General features: G+C 56.0%; 11 protein-coding genes. 1 reads left to right on the top strand and 10 read right to left on the bottom strand.

Going from position 1 to position 16,684, the window contains the following annotated elements; translation table 11 throughout:
* Nucleotides 1-37: 37 nt before the first annotated feature.
* The 4 genes from EUZ85_RS17645 to EUZ85_RS17660 form a co-directional block, all read right to left on the bottom strand.
* Nucleotides 38-769 carry a siderophore-interacting protein gene (locus EUZ85_RS17645; RefSeq protein ID WP_127970523.1) on the bottom strand — a complete coding sequence of 244 codons (732 nt, stop codon included), beginning with the start codon at nt 767-769 and terminating at the stop codon, nt 38-40.
* A 59-nt stretch (nt 770-828) separates the two neighbouring features.
* Entirely contained in the window at nt 829-1,281 is a 453-nt protein-coding gene (locus EUZ85_RS17650; RefSeq protein ID WP_127970524.1) for a MarR family winged helix-turn-helix transcriptional regulator, read from the bottom strand.
* Between the two features lie 102 nt (nt 1,282-1,383).
* Nucleotides 1,384-3,267 carry a bifunctional diguanylate cyclase/phosphodiesterase gene (locus EUZ85_RS17655; protein WP_127970525.1) on the bottom strand — a complete coding sequence of 628 codons (1,884 nt, stop codon included), beginning with the start codon at nt 3,265-3,267 and terminating at the stop codon, nt 1,384-1,386.
* Complete coding sequence (locus tag EUZ85_RS17660; RefSeq protein WP_127970526.1) at nt 3,267-4,406, bottom strand: FIST signal transduction protein; 1,140 nt, start codon at nt 4,404-4,406, stop codon at nt 3,267-3,269. The genes EUZ85_RS17655 and EUZ85_RS17660 overlap by 1 nt, the downstream gene beginning before the upstream one ends.
* A 222-nt stretch (nt 4,407-4,628) precedes the next feature.
* Between EUZ85_RS17660 and EUZ85_RS17665 the strand changes: the two genes are divergently transcribed.
* Nucleotides 4,629-5,420, top strand: coding sequence for an ABC transporter substrate-binding protein (locus EUZ85_RS17665; protein ID WP_127970527.1), 792 nt, complete (start codon nt 4,629-4,631; stop codon nt 5,418-5,420).
* A 182-nt stretch (nt 5,421-5,602) separates the two neighbouring features.
* Here the strand turns inward: EUZ85_RS17665 and EUZ85_RS17670 are convergent, their stop codons facing one another.
* From EUZ85_RS17670 to EUZ85_RS17695, 6 genes are all read right to left on the bottom strand, one after another.
* Complete coding sequence (locus EUZ85_RS17670; protein ID WP_241567092.1) at nt 5,603-6,415, bottom strand: ABC transporter substrate-binding protein; 813 nt, start codon at nt 6,413-6,415, stop codon at nt 5,603-5,605.
* Between the two features lie 420 nt (nt 6,416-6,835).
* Nucleotides 6,836-8,821: a hypothetical protein gene (locus EUZ85_RS17675; protein WP_127970528.1), complete on the bottom strand. Its 1,986-nt coding sequence runs from the start codon at nt 8,819-8,821 to the stop codon at nt 6,836-6,838.
* 62 nt (nt 8,822-8,883) lie between these two features.
* A complete protein-coding gene (locus EUZ85_RS17680; RefSeq protein WP_127970529.1) occupies nt 8,884-9,999 on the bottom strand; it encodes a VWA domain-containing protein in 1,116 nt (371 codons plus the stop codon).
* The gene (locus EUZ85_RS17685; protein ID WP_127970530.1) at nt 9,989-12,325 is read right to left on the bottom strand and encodes a DUF5682 family protein; all 2,337 of its coding nucleotides are present in this window, start codon (nt 12,323-12,325) and stop codon (nt 9,989-9,991) included. Before EUZ85_RS17685 ends, EUZ85_RS17680 begins: the two co-directional genes overlap by 11 nt.
* Nucleotides 12,325-13,419 carry an AAA family ATPase gene (locus tag EUZ85_RS17690; RefSeq protein WP_127970531.1) on the bottom strand — a complete coding sequence of 365 codons (1,095 nt, stop codon included), beginning with the start codon at nt 13,417-13,419 and terminating at the stop codon, nt 12,325-12,327. Before EUZ85_RS17690 ends, EUZ85_RS17685 begins: the two co-directional genes overlap by 1 nt.
* Nucleotides 13,416-16,463 carry a WGR and DUF4132 domain-containing protein gene (locus EUZ85_RS17695; protein WP_127970532.1) on the bottom strand — a complete coding sequence of 1,016 codons (3,048 nt, stop codon included), beginning with the start codon at nt 16,461-16,463 and terminating at the stop codon, nt 13,416-13,418. The genes EUZ85_RS17690 and EUZ85_RS17695 overlap by 4 nt, the downstream gene beginning before the upstream one ends.
* Between the last annotated feature and the right edge of the window lie 221 nt (nt 16,464-16,684).

Consider the following 16,684-nt stretch of genomic DNA (forward strand, 5'->3'; position numbering starts at 1 on the left):
TGTTTCCAAAAGAGAACGGGGCTTTACGCCCCGTTTTTTAATTCAACGCCGCCTTCAGCACTTTGTGTTCATCTTCGCTGACGCCGAGTTTCCAGTAGCTGGAGATGTACAGGTCGCTTTTTTCCAGTCCTTCCTGGGCGCGGAAGTGGTCCCGCAACTGGCGCATGCTGTTTAGTTCGCAGGCGCACCAGACGGAAGGACGTCCTTGCAGCCAGGGCAGGTCGCGGACTTTGTTCAGCAGCAGGTTGCTGTCGACGCCGGGATGGGGATTAATCAGCCAGTGCACGTCGAGGTTGGCGGGGGTCTTGAGGGGCTGGATATCCGCCTCGCTGATCACCTCAATCACTGCATAGCCCCTCGCATTGGAGGGAAGCTGTTCCAGGTTGACGCTGATGGCGGGCAGGGCGGTCATGTCGCCGATCACCAGAAACCAGTCCGCTTCCACATCCACCAGTTTTTTCGGACCAGGGCCGCCGATCAGGATCTGCGAGCCGATTTCCGCCTGAATCGCCCAAGTGGAGGCGGGGCCGCCGTCTTCGTGAATGACGAAATCTATGTCGATCTCATCTTCTCTTTGCGCGCGCACGGTGTAAGTGCGCATCAGCGGGCGCTGTTCGCCGTCGCGGGGAAACATCAGTTTGACGTAGGCGCTTTCCTGGTCGGCAGGAAAGCTGTGGATGCCGTCGCCGCCCAGGGTGACGCGCAGCATGTTGGGAGTAATTGATTGTCTGCGAACCAGGGTCAGTTCGCGTGGCGCAGGTCTGCTCATTATATCCTCACAAAATCAATAAAACGGATAGCGCTCCCGTAGCTCAAGAGCGGTTGTATTCAGTGTTTGAGGTTTTCCGCCATCGCATTCGCGAGTTTGACGAACTCCCTGATCTCATCAGCATTGAGGCCTTGCGCCATGCGGGTTCCCGCCAGCGCTTCCACCTCTTTTATTGTCTTGTACGCATCGACGCCTTTCTGAGTTAATAGCAGTAGCTGGCTGCGACGGTCTTCAGGGTTGTCCCGTTTTTCGATCAGCCCTTCCTCAAGCAGATCTTTCACGACGCGCGTAATCTGGGCCTTGTCCCGCTGCAGGCGCTCTGCAATCACCTGGGCGGTACAGATAGTGTTCTTTTCACGGGCGTGGTTGATCACTTTCAACGAGCGTATGTGGGAGACCGCCAGGGTCAGATTGACCTCCTGATAGGCCTGACGCATCGCGCGTTTATAGGCATGGAGCAGGCGGTGCAGGGACTCGCCGACGCTGGTTTCCGGGACATGGGTTTCGGACATGATTCACAGATTTAGTTAGTTGACTGTGTCAACCATAATGGCATTGGTTGATACTGTCAACTAATAAGTGTTCGATTTATGGATGAGTTGGCAGCTGATGAGTTAGGAGATGTGCTTCAATAACAATTCCGTCAAATCCGCATGGGGCATGGGCCGATAGAAATAGAACCCCTGCACCAGCGCACAGTTGTCCGTTTTCCCTCTGACGAACTCCAGCGTCTCCGCGTCCTCAATCCCTTCCGCCACCAGCGCCAGATTCAGGTTTTTGCCGATATCGATAATGGTTTGCGCAATGGCGGACTTCTTCGCATCCTGAAGGACGCCGATTAAGAATGATCGGTCAATCTTAAGGTAGGAGAAGGGAAGTTCCTGCAAATAGCTGAGGGAGGAGTAGCCCGTGCCAAAGTCGTCCAGGGCGAATTTGATTCCCTGACTTTCCAGTTGCAGCATAGCGTTTCTCACCAAGTCTTTATTCGCCATGAACAGTGACTCCGTGACCTCCAGAATCAGCCTGGAGGGCGACACATTAAAGCGCTCAAGTTCGCCGATAATGTCGCCGACCAAAGCGCCATCATTAAAGTCGGCGATAGAAAGGTTGACGGAGATGGTCGTCTCCGTGATGCCGAGGCGCTCCCAGTTCGCCAGAATCTTGCAGGCTTCATGCACCACCAGCCGGCCAATGTCCCGTATCATGCCGGTATTCTCTGCGATAGGGATGAAAACGCCGGGAGGGATGATGCTTCCATCCGGCTTTACCCAGCGAATCAGTCCTTCTGACCCTTTAATTGCGCCGGATTTAAGATCTACTTTGGGCTGTAGATAGAGCGTTAGTTCAAGATTCTCGATCGCCTTGCGCAACTGGCTTTCTACCGTTTGCCTGCGCATTTCCTCCTCAGCGATGCTGAAGCTGAAGAACTGTATGGCGACGTCATGGTTAAAGCCATGGTATTTGGCCAGATCTGCGCGCCGGACCAGATCGCCCACGGCTTCGCCATCTTCCGGGTAAATGCTCACGCCAATGTGGCAAGAGATAAAGTAAAGGTGATTGCTGAACTCTATCGGTTGGCTAATGTCTCTCTCAATATTTTTGCAGACGGACATAACCCAGTCGTTACTGGGGATATCCCGCAGGATAGCGATTAAATCATCGCCGCCGAAACGAGCGATGATGTCCTTATCCCGCAAGCGCAGCATGATGCGGTGCACGGAGTCGATCAGTATGGCGTCGCCGACTTCAAAGCCTTGAGTGTCATTAATTTTCTTGAGGCCGGAAAGGTCGATGAAAAGAACCGCCAGTTTCATCAGGTGGAAATTGTGAAAGCGCAGCTGCTTTTCCAGAAGCTGGTTCAGACAGTTGCGATTGGGAAGCCCCGTCAGGCTGTCATGCAATGCTTGAAAACGGATGATGTCATCGGTGATTTTCTGCGAGCTAACATCCTTGAAGCTCCAGACGCGGCCCTGCAGTTGGCCGTCCACCACTTTCGGGGATGAGTAAAACTCATAATAGCGCCGACGTTTGAATTCAATGAGTCCATTCACGTTGATAAAAGGGTCTTTGCGTATGGCCTCAAAGGTCTCTTCAAGTTCCGTGGGGTTCTTGCATATCAGAAGCAGCTGCTCCTCAAATATCATGTCCGCCTGCAACTGGCTGATGAAGTTCTTGCCCTGCCGATTCAGGAGGGACAGCTCGCCGTTACAGTCGAAGGAAATAATGGCTTCTCCCGTGGCGTCCAGAATCGCGGTTAGTTCGGCCTCGGAGCGGCTTATCTGCGCATTTGCCTGGCTCAACTCGTGAACCTGCCGCGAAAGCAGCGCATTTTGCTCGTTTAACTCATTGGATACGACGAACAGGGAGTGCTCGATGAAGCGTATCTCATCCTCATGCTGGGTATAGGCGTCTGAAACGCTCTCCAAAAAACGCGGGTGCGCTTCCAGCAGATCGGACAAAGCACTTCGCTTCAGTTGTCGTAATAACAGCTTGTGCATTATCCAGCCTCTTCGAACAGCGTCACCGTCATCGTCTGGTTCAGCAAGCCGCAGCGTCCGTCGCTACAGATCACTGAGGAAATCTCGCCGTAAGAATAAAATCCCGCCATATGACATCCCTCGGATATCATCTCTTTGACCTCTTCCAATTCTTCCTCCGTTCTGACGCCCAACACCATCCGCCGCCCGACGCAGCTGACCAGGATCGCCAGTTGCGAAGGCGCGCCTTCTATGTCGCTGATGGCTTTCTCCGTGGCGTAGCCCGCGCCCGATATCAGGTTTTCATAGTTGGCGTGCATAATCTGACAACTGGCGCCCTCGGGCACGTTGCCGGCGAACACCATACTTTGGTCTTCTTCATTGATGGAGAGAATGGTGCGAACAACCAATTCCGTGGCGGTGGAGTGCTTCAAGCCGATTGGGAAGCGCAGGGCGGACGCCGGCAGCTCATTGGCGTACTCGCCCAGATAGGTCTTGTAGATTTCCAGGGCGGGTTTGTTATCCAGCTCATACAGTACATTTTTATTCGATCTGGTGACCTTTCTAAAGGGGCCAAACGGCTTCCAGCCGCCGAAATTGCCCTTGCCGATTCGGAGATTCGCTCCATAGAAACAGATAAGCGCGACCTGTCCGCTGTTGTACTGATCGTTCAACCAGACCTTGGTTTCCTTGAATTCCGTACCGTCTCCCGCCAGACCGCCCGTCATGTAGATAGTGTCCGGCAACTTCTTACATATGGCGCGAATCAGGTCGGAACCGTTAACGACATGCCCATCCGATATGACAAAAATGTGTACGAGCCCTTCGGCGTTCAATTGTTCCGCTAAATGCGCGCCCAAAGCGCCGCTGTCTCCAAAGTCATGGAAGTCGGCGGACAGGGCCTCTATCCGAGAGGAAGCAAAGGTCGCTGCGGTCAGGCAGATACAGCTGTCGAATAGCTTGGCTCCTTCAATCGCCCCGCTGGTGGTGCAGCCAGTAATCTGCGCCTGAGGGAAAGCCCGTCGGACCTGCTCGCGGATGTCGGGATCGTCCATGATGTCCTTGGAGCCAAAAGCGATGACCCATTGCGCGCTGCTGGCTGAGGGCAGGGGCTGGCTCCAGGCGCCATTCTGGTATGTCGACTGATAAATCTCCGCCATCGCAACCTCCCTTTTTGCCCGTCTTTTCAATATCCTCCCTCAAAGAATAGACCGAGATCCGCGATACGCATTGCTAACAGGCGGAATTAGCGTGTTTAAGGCGGTCGCTATCGCGGAGCCAAAAAAGGAAACGACAGGGCTGACGTTAGGTCTGCGGTTTTATGGCTATACTTCACTGCAAAGCGGCGCGAAGATTTGAAGCCCTGAGCGAGGCATGAAGTAATGGTGTGGCTGCGCAGAATGTTCTTTTCCTGCATCCTGATTAGCATCATGGCGACCCTGCATGCCCGCGCCGAAGACAAAGTATGGCTGTCCATCGGCGAATTCCCGCCATTCTTCTCCTCGACGCTGAGCCACTATGGCGTGTTCCCTCATATTGTCGAAGAAGCTTTCGCTGCCGAGCACATCAAGGTCGAGTATGTTTTTCTGCCCTGGAACCGAGCGTTGCGCATGGCCGCCGAAGGAGATTACGACGGCACGCCGGGCTGGGTCTACTCAAAGGAGCGGGCTCAGCAGTTCTCTTACAGCGATCCTGTCCTTATCGAAACCAAAGTGTTCTTCCATCTGAAAAGCCTGAACTTTGACTGGAGCAGCATTGAAGACCTCAAACCCTACAAAATTGGACTGACGCTGGGTTATTTCTATGGTCCGACCCTCGCCAGGGCGGAGGTGCGCGATGGTTTTGTATTTGAGCGAGTGTCCACGGACCTATTGAATATGAGGAAGCTGGCGGCGGGAAGAATTCAGTTGTTTGCGGTCAATCGCGAGGTCGGGCTGCAGATCGCCCGCAGCGAAATTTCCGCCCAGGACGCGGCCAATATCACCTATCACCCCAAGCCGATCTCCGTGGATGCCCAGCACCTGCTGATTTCCAGAAACATCGATCCTGTCCGCGCCCGGTTTCTGCTGGATTCATTCAACCGGGGACTGCGAAAACTGAGGGACAGCGGTCGCTACGAGACGCTATGGAAAGAGGATATTGGCGTCCCGTTCACTCCGCCTCCAAATCCATGAGACGGGTCTTCAGCCTCTCAGTCAGTTGTTATGCCTGAGCTAAACTCGATAGAACGCCCAGCGCACAGGAGGCTCTGATGAAACACCTGCTGATGACCGTCGCTGGCGGCATCATCTGGAAGGCATCGTGGAAGGCCATTACCGCAGATTAGCGGATTGAGGGTAAGTATTGAGGTAGGAGGTCAGTGCGCCGAGACGCTGGCGGGACTGAGGCTGGGATCTATTTGCAGATTGCTCAGTCTGCCGGAGTCAATCAGCTGTTGCATGCCTTTATCAAACTGCGCTTTCAACCAGGCATGCCGTGGCGATTTCTTCGAAAATATCAGATACAGTTTTGCGGTATACAATTGCTCCGGCAGATACCTGATTTGCTGACGCTCCCCCGCGTCAAAGTGCTTTCTTAAGACTTCCAGCCCCACTACCAGATCACTGGGAAACAGGTCTATATGACCTTTGATCAGTTGCCTGAAGTTGGTGGCTTCCGAGTCGCTGCGGCGCACCGTAAACAATCCCGTCCGCTCCGCTTCATCCAGCTTGCTCCCGTAGTTGTAGCCCAGTATGGCGCCGACACGCAGTTTTTGAGCGTCTTCCGGCGGAGACCAGATTTCCTCCCATGACAAGGTACGATGCTTCGAGTAGAAGAACACGGTGCGTTCAATGATGATCGGCATCTCGCTGAATACAAAATCCTGCTCCCGCTCAGAGGTCTTTTCCCAGGCAATAGTGGCGTCCAGGTCTCCTTGCTGACACAGAAAGAAGCTGCGATTCCAGGGGTGGAAATCGTACGTCACATCAATATTCACCAGCGCAAACGCCTCGGAAACAATTTGCGAGGTGGGACCAAAATTGGGCGCATCTTCGGAAATATAAGGCGGCCATTCGCCGCTGCCGATATGAATCACCTCCTGCGCGAACAATGAAACGCTCCATAGCAACCCCAGACACAGGAAAAGTCGAACCGGAAACATCTGTAAACGCCAGCGGCGCGTCATCATCACGGTCATCACCTAAAGTCATCATGCATAGCTTCTAAAAGCGTAGCAGATTGGCCAGTTTGGCGACGCCAAGCCTGAGGTTGTTACTTTTTTTGACAGATTGCGTTTAACTATTAATCAGGCAGTCAAATAGCTTCCTTCTATTTGACTGCAACGACAGGGCCTGCACAGGTCAGGCCCTGTCTCCCGCGGCTAGCCGCCGCGCAGGCGCATCCATGCGCCTAGTTATTAACATGCCAATATCATTGCCATATTAATAATAATTAGAGTGCAAAGTCTCTGAGCGATGCGTTGGATGGCGCTTTGCTTATCCAACCTACATTTCCAACCTGCATTTATCTGGCCCGCATTTATCGGTTATGCATTCTTTTGGTTCAGATTATTCCAATGCTCAATTATCTTTCTGTTCACTGCATCGGGTTACTTGCTAAGACGCAGATAAACCAGCAGGTTAAGCAGAGCGGGGGGATTGATTGCTGCGGCGTCGTCACGCCAGTCAATGGCGGCGGACAGGATTCGATTCAGCCTGTGCAGTCCTATGGCTTCGCATTGTTGCGTTAATTCTCGCCACCGGGATTGAGCATTGGGCGCCGCCTGTCTAATCCCTGTGATTAGCAGGTCGCAGAGTAATTGGTCCAGCTCCTCCAATAGCCGAGACAAGGTTGACTGCTCCAGGGCAAGGCGATTTTCCGCAGGTAGCGTATGGGCGGCAGGTATACCGGGCAAGCTGGCGTCGACATAGGGTTGCAGCATCATGGCTTGTTGGCTCACGGAGTACACGACACTGATGGGCTCGATCATCAACCCGTGCGTGTGTTCCGTGACCGAACCGGCGACGTAGTTGATGTGCGAGCCATGCATTCGCAGTAGTTGCAACAGTACTTCAGCGCCTCCCGCCCCGCGCGTTGAGTAGGGAAACGCAAGCGCGATACTGGCGCCTTTGGCGTCCACAAGGTCGGCTTTGACGCACTGGGAGGCGGCGTCGAAACGGGGATTGGCGACGCCACTCACTTTGATCGCATAAAAATTTTCATTGGCCTTAAGAGACCGAAACGGCCCCGCCAGGCGAGTGGCCAGACGCCTGCGGAGTTCATCAAAGTCCTCCATTAGCAGGTTCTGACGCAGTGTCGACCATTGATAGGATTGTGGATTAACCGCGGTCTGGCGACCAAACGTCATGCGATTATCCAAGGATAGTTTGGCGCCGGAGGTTAACACCTGCCCCTTGCCGTAGTCCTGGATAGAGTGCTGCAGCACATACATGCGTTGGGTGATCTGATAATAGGAGTGGGGAGCGTCTTCCGCCTTCGAGGTTTTTTGACGTTTCTCCAGAATCACCAGTCCGCCAGTGTCGACGCTCTGTAGAAACACCTCTGCGAAGACGCCGCCATGCTCCTCCCGCATGCGGCAACCCAGGCCTATATAGCGCGACTTGCCGGTTCGCTCCCTGACCCTTTTTGGTCCTCCGCCTCTAATTACGACTTCCGGCGCAGGCAGCGTCGGCGAGGCGAGGGCGCGTTGCCGACAGAGGAACTCGCCCATGTGGCGGATCGCCTGAGAAGGGGAAAAGGAGCCGTCTCGGCGGTGATAGCGGTCGATCTGCTCCACCAGACGCTCACAGTGGCTGGCCGGCCACAGCCAGTCATGAGCCTGCATACGCCGGGCGGCGCGGCGGAGCTTATCCCGCATTCCTGGCTCCAGTTGAGAGAGTCCGCCCTGCAGCAGGCGAACAAACAGGCCGCCGACGGACCGCAACGCTTCCGGTTCGGCAGGGGGCGGTGGGCAGGTGCTGACATAACCGGCCGTCTGGCCCTGCGGGAGCCGCCTGAACGCCAGTATGGCGATAATCGCCGCCACCGCCGTCAGTTCCTCATCGCCATCGGACTGCACATAGCGCGGATCGCCCGGAGCTAAAAAGCGGACCGCCACACCGATCGTCTCAATAATCGCCAGCGGCTTCTCGCTGAGGGCCAACTCCGCCAGTACGCCTTCCTGAAACCACTTCTTCGCTTTACGGATTTGCGCTGGAGCGTATGCCGTCGCCATCAACTCGTCGCTGATATCTCCCGGGTTCCAGGCGACCGGGACAGGCGTCTCTGCGTCTTTCGCACGGATTTCCTGATAGGCCAGCACCAAGGTAATCAGGTGGCGACAGGTAGTGGTGGACGGGCAGGAGCAACGCCCATGGGGAAAGGCTTCCTTCACCCCCAGTTGCGTGATGACGCCGTCCGGCCATTGCGCCGCCAGATTGCCGGCGTCATCCTCCGACAAAAGTGTCTCGCCTGCAGCCAGTTCTGCACGTAGTTTTTCCAGTTCTTTCTGCGCCCGCTTGACAGTTCCCCGGTTGGAATAACCTTCCAGGTCCTGCAACGTCATGCTGAGCAGATCATCACGGCGCATGGTCATTCAAAGTCACTCACTCTAGGCCCCAACATCATCGATTTATCGTTTTACAGCGTCATCGGTCGTCACTCGATGACCTCGGACACCCAATTGGCCAGCTCGCCCGGCGTCATGCAGCCCACTTTCGCGCCGATATTCATCATTTGCTGCGCAATGCGCTGGTCATAAACCGGATTAGCGCGCTCATCGAGCGCCGCCAGTCCCAGCACCTGCACCCCGCTTTCAACCAGATCCTGGGTGATGCTCAACAGGCGGCGAGGGTCGCCGCCCTCGCAAAAATCGGAAATCAGCACAAGAAGGGTCCTGGTCGGCTGAGAAACCAGCGAAGCGCCATACTGCATGGCGTAGCCGATGTCGGTGCCACCGCCCATCTGCACTTTCATCAGAGTTTCCACCGGGTCCTGACAATGCGCGGTTAAATCCACAATATTGGTGTCGAACACCACCAGATGAGTGTCCAGCGCCTGAATGCCCCAGAAAATGGATGCGGTCACCGCGGAGTAGATCACGCTGTCCATCATGCTGCCGGATTGATCCACCAGGATGATGAGCCGCCATTTATCACTTTGCCGCCGAATGCGGGAATGGAAATAGGGCGTTTCGATGACCAGTCTGCCGCGCTCGCGGTCGTAGTGCTTCAGATTGCGACGAATGGTCTCCTTGGCGTCAAAGTTCTTTGCGATCTTGAGATGGCTGCGCTTTAAGCGATGAACACGCCCCAGGAACGGGTGGCGCATCGGGCGGGCCAGTTTTTCCAGCAGTTCAGCGATCACCCGTTTCGCCATGGTTCGCGCCAGAGCGAGCACTTCCTGGTTCATCAAATGTTTGGTGTGCAGAATGGCTTTCAACAAGGTCAGACTGGGTTGCGCCCGCTTCAGCAGCTCAGGGTTCGTCACCATCTCCTGAATCTGATAGCGCTCCAGCGCGTCTTTCTCCAGGCGTTCAATGGTTTCCTTGGGGAACAGTTCGTGAATACCGTTAATCCACTCAGGAATGGTGAGAGAGGAATCATCCAGGGTTCCGCCGCGGATATTGCGATTGTCCCGGCGGTATTCCTGACCGTAGAGGTAATCCAGCAACTTATCCTGTTGGCATTGCTGCGGCGTCATGGAAGGATTCAGGTGTTCGCTGTCAGTTTCGCCGAGTATCAGACGCCACCTTAGTTGTTGTTCAGCCTTCATAGGCGGTCTCCAGATCAATGCCATAATCGCGGGCGGTGGCGAGCAGGGCGTTCTCAAACCTCATGGCGTCTTCAATATCCTTCAGTTCTGGAGTGAATGCCTCAACCTCTGTCCCTGCATGTGCAGGCGCTGCGATTCCGGGCAGATGATCCGCCAAATACAGTTTTTCCCGCGGCGTGAAGTAAGTGAACGCCAGACGCAGGCTGGGCAACGCCTGCATAAACTCATGCGCGTCATAACCCTGAACCACCTGATGAATCACATTGATCAAATCAGGATGGCGTTGCACGGTCTCTCTGGCGATGCGAAACAGGCCGACAAGAAAATCCCCCAATTCCGATGTGGCGATCTGCCGCACAAAGGGGATGATGGTCTCGCCGGGAGTGACGCCCAACATAAAGCAGCCGCCCAAAGCCGCCCCCCGAATTTCCGGCGACTGCTCTGGCTCTTTGCATTGGCTCTGCAAGCTGTCCGCAAAGGGCTCTTTGGACCATCCTGCATCCTGCGAAAGCGCGAAATGACAGTGCAGCAGGGTGCGAATGGCCTCCACAAACTCAAACCCCTGGTCGGGACGCCCCAACGAGTCGAGTAGAAACAGCGCGCGCTCATATAAAGCGTTGCTCAGGGGACGAGTGGCGTCGACATTGTCCCACTCAAGAATATCGTCATATCGTTGCAGATAGCTCAGGTGGTTCAAGGCAGAGACGACTTCCACAAAATCACTGCAAAGGCTCGTTTGCCGCGTCAGCTCCATCGTCAGATTGCGGGTGTGGCGGGCCAGCCCGCACAGCGCGGTAAGAATGAGCAGCTCCGCCGTGTCGGCCAGACGGCCTTTGCGTCGCATCATTTCCAGCAAACGTTGATTGGCGGCCTCCTCCAGTGAGGCGCCATATCTTGAGGCTTCGATTTTTCCGGCGTCGAATTCCGGCGACCATTGCAGCTTCCATTGCGCTTGCGCCTCCATGAGATCGTCCCGGGCGACAAAATCCGGCGAGGACAGTAGTTCAAATCCCGCAACGTTCAGGAGTTGCAGGCGTCGTAATATACGGTTGCGCTGCAGATCGCCGGCTTCGAGCAAGTTCAGCGAGACGAGGCGAGGCGTCGCTGTCGGCCATAAATCCAGTGATCGCAGGAGGGCGTCGATGTCCCTCGCCAAAGGCGGCAGGCTTGTCTCATCGTGCAAGCGTCCCTGACGACCTCCCCGGAATACCTCATGAATCACTTCGTGCATGGGGTGGTAGCCGCCGTGAGCCAGTTCGTCTTTGATGGTGGCGCTGCTTAGCCCGTCGAACAGATCCTGGCGCCAGGGCGCCGGATGGCCGCGCATTGCCGCCAGAGTCCGAACGCTGCATTCCGCAGCAATGCGGTCGGCGGTGCTGAACGTGAGTTTGCGCTGGCGTAATTGCTGCGCAATGGCGTCGACAAGCGGCTGCGTCTGGAACTCCGTGTCGTTTGAGCGCGCCAGCCAGACTTGATGATAAAACTCGGGGCCGGGCATGCCGGACTGATACCCGGTCAGCGCGTCCAGACGGGCGTAGCTGTAGGGGGTGAGGGCGGCGCCCTGTTCCCGCCAGGACGCGGTCTGCGTGGAGTCGGTAGAAACCGGGGGGAGCGTCTCCGCCTTGATCAGTTCAGACAGCGCGGAAGTGTGAAAACCTCCCGTCACCACCAGAATATCGCCTGCCATGCGTTCGCTTGCGTCTCGAATCCGCTCCGCCATATAGCGCTCCCGGGCCTGATTGACCGGGTCGGGAGGGAGTCCCCGTTGCGCCCGGTCTTCGTCTTCAAAGGTCCGAATCGCCAGGCAAAAGGCGGCGACTTTCTGTTGCAGCTCGACGGGAGATGCTGGATCGATTTCAAACAGCTCATCCCAGGCGGCGTCAAAGTCTTCCACTTTCAGGGTCTGACATAGGGTCTGAATGTATCGACTGCGCCTTAATTCGCCATCGGCGTAGCGATGCTCCTGGTCCTGAACGTCCTCGTCGGCGCTTTGCAGTCGCAATGCGCAGATCTCCGGCCAGGGCAAATCAATGAACGCGATCTCGCACTTGAGATCTTTCGCCGCCTGTAGCGCGCGCCACTCAGGGCTGTATTCACAGAAGGGATGGTAGGCGCCGGCCCGGTGGTCGTCACTGGCGACATAGGTGTAGATCGCCAACGGCAACTGGTGGCTGAGGAACAGCTCCTCCCGTTGCGGGTTATATTCGCTGGGGCCTTCGATCAGGATGGCCTGCGGCCGCAGCGCCATCGCATACTCATACACCGCGCGGGCGCAGGCCGGACTGTGATGACGAACCGGGAAAAAATGAATACGGTCAGAATGCATCAGTGGTCACTTAGCGCCTGTTTCGCATTGGCGAATTCAGTCCAGGCGGAGCCTTTGCGCTTGCCCGCCACATGATGCAAGTAGTGTCGTATTTTTTTCAGGTCTTCACTGGAGTCCTTGGCGGCGGTGGAGCCCAGCGCAGAAACCAGATGCTCGGCGGTGACTGCGCCCTGGTTGTAGTAATACCCCTGCACGCACGCGGCGAAGGCCACGGAGACGGACTCCGCCGTACTCATGACGGAGTTGAGCGGCTCCAGGGCGCCGCCGCCGATGACTTTGGCGTTGCGTAATTCATGAAATACCGTCACCAGCACCTCGGCTTTATCGACCGGTAAGGTCATCGGGATGCCGGCGTGTCGCAGCAAGGCGTCCGTTTCTCTCGCGACTAACGCCATTTCTTCCTCGATATTGGCGATGGGCTGCACCGTTTCAAAATTGAGGCGGCGTTTCAGCGCCGCGCTCATTTCATTGACGCCTTTGTCGAGGGTGTTGGCGGTTGCTATCAGGTTGAACCCCTGCCGCGCAAATACGGCGCTGGCGCCTTGCTCCAGCTCGGGAATGTGCAGCACCCGATCGCTCAAAATGGAGAGCAGGGTGTCCTGAATTTCCAGGGGACAGCGGGTGATTTCTTCAAATCGCACCAGCTTGCCCTGTTGCATGCCTTGATAGACCGGCGCCGGGACCAGGGACTCAGGCCCCGGTCCTTTCTCCAATAACAGAGCGTAGTTCCAAGTATATTTGATCTGGTCTTCGGTCGTGCCCGCCGATCCCTGAATCGTTAACCCGGAGTCGCCCGAAATCGCCGCGGCGAGCAGTTCGCTCAAATAACTTTTGGCGGAGCCCGGCGGTCCGATCAACATCAGGCCGCGATTAGTCGCCAGAGTGGCCACGCAACGTTCTATGAAGCGCCGTCTCCCCACAAATTTAGGACTGATATTCTGGCGGCTGTCGCCCAATATAAAGTCAATGACCGCCAGCGGGGAAAGATTCCAGCCCGGCGGTTTGACGCTTGCACGGTCTTTGGCGGCCAGTTGCTCCAACTCTTCGGCGTAGCGTTGCTCCGCCGGCGGGCGCTGAAGGGCTAAATCACTCATTGTTCGGCCTTCGCTGCAAGTTGATTCAGATCCTTGATCACTTCACTGATCACCAAGGGGTCCACTTGTTTCAGCGGCAGTATTTTATCTTTTTGATCCCAGCCATAACCGGAGGGCTGGCGCATGCCCTGCACGAAGACAATCTCGGTGGTCTCCAGCGTTTCATCCGCTTCGATATACCCCATGCCGACGACGCCGTCATAGTTGACGACGGCGGTGACATTGGCGGCGGCGAACTGCTTGGAGTGCTCGTCGAACCCACCTGCGTCCATGGCCTCGCCCCGGGCCCAGCCTTGTTTTTCCAGACCGAAGACCAGCGTAGGGGCCGGCAGCTTCATCTTTTCAAAACGGGACATGGATTGCTGCTCCAGCTCTTCCTCACTCAGGGCGAACACCGGCCGGCTGAGCTGTTGAAATGGAGGAAGGAGTTCATAATCGCTGAACATTTCGCCCCAGGCGTTTTTGTCCTCTTCCGTCAGATGCAGAGGGTGGACGAGCCCGACTTCATCAAATTCGTCCAACGCCATCGGGTCGTCATTGACGTCAGCAAAATCCTGTTCGTCCGTTAAACGAAACGTCCCGGCCAGCTTGCCGTTTTGATATCCACCCCAAAGCAGCAGCCTCGCCAGGTGCGTCATTAATGGATGACGGGCGATTAGAGTATTGAAGTCTTCCGCCTTCCAGCGACGTCCCACTACCATAGCCTGCTCCAGCCGCTCCGCCTGAATCTTGGCCATATCGCGAATCTGCTTCTTCACCAGCTTCCACTCTTGCAAGGAGTCGTTGGCCAGCTCCGCGTCATCCTTGGCGGAAGGCTTGGGCGGGTTATCACGCAGCTTGCCGCTGTCGTCCTTCAGTTTCGGTTTCAAGTCGGAGCCCAATACGAAGTGAAACTGGCGGGGGCCATAGTCAAACACCCTGCGGCCTTTTTCATCCAGCCCGCAGTCCGGGATCACCATGTCTTCAAGTTCCGCCTTGGTCAGCCCTTTTTCGGCGGCGATTTGCTCCATGTACTCCTGCGCTTTGGACTTAACGCCTTTGAACTTCACCTTCTGGGAAATGCCGCTGAGTTGCATCAAGGCGGTTTTAGAGCCGATCAAGCGCAACACTTCCAGGCCGGACACCGCGCGCTGGTGCTGGGATTCGCCGGGCCATTTTCTAATCATCGGCGTCAGTTTCATGACCGATTCGTCGCCGCCCAGGTAACCCATCGCCATCATGGCCCATTTCTCTTTCGAGGGCGCGCCCTCCGACAACCAGGCTTCAAACAGGGCCCAGACGAACGCGTCAAGGCAGCCGCCGTCTGTTTGTTCTTTAAGTTGCTGGAAAAAAGGCGCCTGCTGGCTGTCCGCCGTTTTCAGGGTCAGGAGCAGCGCCGCCACATGCTGGGCGTTGAGAGCACGGCCTCCCATGATAATGGACGGCAGGTCGTTGGCGTCGATCCAATCCACTGGCTTCGCCTTTGCTTTCGGGGTGAGCCCCGCTTGTAACCAGTCTGGCGTTTCTGCGTCGGTCAGCGGGTTATCAGCGGGGTCCTCATAATTCAGCACGTCTTCAATCGTCTGCGCGATAGCCGGCTGATGCGCCGCCGCCTGCCGCATGAGTTCCCCATAGCCTTTGCGCTTCATCAAACGCAGTGCGGCCACGGCTTCCCGGCGCAGCGCCCCTGAATGATGATTGGCGATGCAGTCCGCCAACCCGGTCACCGCCGCCTGCGGATGTTCATCCAGCCAGTTTTTCGCCATTTTCGGCGCTTTTGACGACTTGGTCAGGGCCAGCATGACCGGAGCGACTTGCGCTGCGTTGACGGCGATCAACGCGGACATCTGGTTTTCCGCCTGATCCCGGTTGGACTCCTGTTTCAGCGACTCTTCGATGTAATCCAAGTGCTCAAGCCCGGTATGCGCCAGCCAGGCGCGAATGTAATCAGGGTTGGACAGGCGTAACTTCAGGCGCCGGAAATGGTGACTGACCCGCTCAGGGTCCTGTAAACCGAAAATGACTTCCTGGGGTTTGTGGTAATGGTCGTGCCAGCCATCGCCGCTATACAGCTTGTCGTCCCAGGACTCCACCACGCTCGTCAACAGGTCGGACAGACCCAGCACGGCGGCCAGAACAAAGTAGTTGGTGGTTTTGTAGAAATCCGACACTGGCCAGTTCGCTACACTGACATGCGCCTTCGCGGCCTCTTGCAGTCGCTGAATTGCAGGCGCGGACAACAAAGGAAGCACATGTTGCAGGCCGCGAACCCGCTCCCATTGAAGGTCCGAGCCGTGATAACGGGCATCTTTTTCCGTAAGAATCAGGTCCAGAAATTCTTGTTCAGATAGCAGGTTGAACGCAGGAATCATCAGCCAGGGCGTGTTGAGCGTTTCACTGTAGAGCACCTGTTTATAGTCCACCGGCTGAGTGAAATCCCACTCTTTCAGGTGCTTTTTACGTTCAGCAACCGTCCGGCGATTGTTTGCCATGGCGACGAGCCAGAACGTGGCTTCCTCTTTGCTCATGCGCAACGGAATTTCCGCCGTTCGCCAATCAAAGTCGCCCCAGTAGCTGGACTTATCGATGCGAATATTAGAGAAGGTTTTCATCAAATGCGCCATGTCAAAGGGGCGTGGCGAGGGGGGCTCGGCGTCTTCCAGCGGTCGCCAGGCAACCCAGCGCCAGTCAACAGGAAGCAGCCCCAGAGAAACGGGCTCATCCGCATAAGCGGCGATAGGTCTGGCGTCCGTGGCGACAGGCGCCGCCTCGGACGCTTCTGAAGTCGCTTTCTTCTGCGAGGGCGTCTTTGCTTTGGGGGACTCGGTTACTGCCTGAGCGGGAAGGGCGCCTGTCGCCGCGCCGTCCTCGACATACCCTTTTTTCAGTTTGGCGGCGATCTGTTTGTCGTGCTCAGTCTTTGCTTTGGCTTCTGAATCAAATGCCTTGGTTTTTAACTGTCCATCCGTACCGGCTCTGCCATAACGGACAGTGTACTGATTTCCCTGTAAGTCTATTTCCCAGAACTTATCCGAAGCGCCGTCTTTTAATGTCAGCCTACGCACGCGCGTCCCCCTGAATCTTATAAGTGAACAATGAAATCAATAAAGTAAAAGCCGCACTCTAGCCGACTGCACGTCGAGATAAAACCAAAAAACGCAACATTAATTCCTGAAAAGCCGGACACACAATCGGGCGCCGTAAACAGGCGTCAAAGTCGCGGTAATGGCGAGGCGGTCATATATGAAATCCCAAACCCAAAATAGACCGGTCGATAGATAACCCA

Source organism: Hahella sp. KA22 (assembly GCF_004135205.1).
Lineage (GTDB): Bacteria > Pseudomonadota > Gammaproteobacteria > Pseudomonadales > Oleiphilaceae > Hahella.